2 protein-coding genes are annotated in these 1,731 nt (G+C 62.0%); both read left to right on the forward strand.

Features of this window, described 5'->3' with window-relative positions; all coding sequences use genetic code 11:
* Positions 1-27 precede the first annotated feature (27 nt).
* Positions 28-1,329 (forward strand): enolase C-terminal domain-like protein, encoded by a 1,302-nt coding sequence (locus HAD_RS17610; protein WP_035574206.1) that lies wholly within the window; start codon positions 28-30, stop codon positions 1,327-1,329.
* On the forward strand, positions 1,329-1,731 hold a 403-nt coding region (locus HAD_RS17615; RefSeq protein ID WP_035574204.1), incomplete at its 3' end, for an alpha-L-fucosidase. The genes HAD_RS17610 and HAD_RS17615, both read left to right, overlap by 1 nt.

A 1,731-nucleotide genomic window follows, 5' to 3' on the forward strand; every position in this document is an offset into this window, starting at 1 on the left:
CCAGTCATTCAAACTGGAGAGCGGATCGTGATCACCGGAATCGAAGCGCGGGATATTCGCTTTCCAACGTCGCGTCACAGTCACGGCTCGGATGCGATGAATCCCGATCCGGATTACTCCTGTGCCTATGCGACCCTCCATATGAGAGGGGGGGATCCGGACGGGAATGGCCTGACCTTCACCATCGGCCGCGGGAACGATCTGTGCGTGTCGGCGATTGAGGGGCTGGGCCTGCACCTGATTGGCCGCGAACTGGACGAGTTTGAAGAAGATCTGGGGCTTGCGTCCCGGCTTCTCCTCAATGACAGCCAGTATCGCTGGCTCGGTCCGGAGAAGGGCGTCGTGCATCTTGCGGCAGCCGCGCTGATCAATGCGGTGTGGGATGCCCTGGCCAAACGCGCGGGCAAGCCCCTGTGGAAATATGTCAGCGACATGCCGCCGGAGCGCATCGTCTCGGCGATCGATTTCCGGCACATATCCGACTATCTTCCAAAAGCCGAAGCGCTGGACCGGCTGACGCAACAGGCTGGCGGCAGGGCGGAAAGAACGGCGGCACTGATCCGCGACGGATATCCCGCCTATACGACGTCGGCAGGCTGGATCGGGTACACGGATGAAGAGATCGTGCGCCGGTTGCGCGCCGCCCATGCCGAAGGCTGGCGGCACTTCAAGATCAAGGTCGGCGGAGACCTGGAGGGGGATCTGCGCCGGTGCAAACTGTTCCGTGACACGCTCGGCCCGGACGTTCGTCTGAGCGTCGATGCCAATCAGGTCTGGGATGTTGACGATGCCGTGCAGGCCATCCGGGCCATGGCGCCTTACGATATTTACTGGGTGGAAGAGCCGACCAGCCCGGACGACATTCTCGGCCACAAGGCCATTGCGGAGCAGGTTTCGCCCGTGCTGCTGGCAACCGGGGAGCACGCCCACAACCGTGTGATGTTCAAACAGTTCCTCCAGGCGGGCGCGATCGGGTTCTGCCAGATCGATGCCTGCCGTCTGGCGGGGGTCAATGAAGTCCTGGCGGTGATGATGATGGCGGACAAGGCCGGTGTGCCCGTCTGCCCGCATGCCGGCGGTGTCGGCCTTTGCGAATACGTCCAGCATTTGTCCATGATCGACTTCGTCTGCATCTCCGGCACCATGACGGACCGGGTGATCGAACATGCGGCGCACCTGCACCAGCATTTTGTGAACCCGATCGAAACCCGGAACGGACGGTATATCGCACCATCAGCGCCGGGATATTCGGTTGACCTGTTTCCGCAAAGCATCGCCGATCATGAATTCCCGCACGGCAAAGTGTGGGCAGAAGAGATGGCTGGCTGATGCACGACGATTCCTCCCCCGCCCCAAACCCGAAGCAGGCTTACGAGCCGACCGCCGAGAGCCTGTCATCCCACGAGGTGCCGGACTGGTTCCTGGATGCCAAGTTCGGCATCTTCATTCATTGGGGGCCGTATTCCATCCCGGCCTTTGCGCCGCACAAGGTTTCGATGGGGGAGATGGGGGAACCTGAGCAGGCCGCCTCATTTGCAGATACACCGTATGCCGAATGGTACCAGAACACGATGCTGTTCGAGAACGGCGCGACGGCGCGGTATCATGCGGAAACGTATGGGGCAGATTACCCGTATGAGCGGTTCGGCGAGGCGTTCAACGCATCGCTGTCCGGCTGGGACCCGGTGGCCTGGGCGCAGCTGTTCCGCCGGTCCGGGGCGGGCTATGTGG

It is taken from the genome of Hyphomonas adhaerens MHS-3 (assembly GCF_000685235.1).
GTDB classification, from domain to species: domain Bacteria; phylum Pseudomonadota; class Alphaproteobacteria; order Caulobacterales; family Hyphomonadaceae; genus Hyphomonas; species Hyphomonas adhaerens.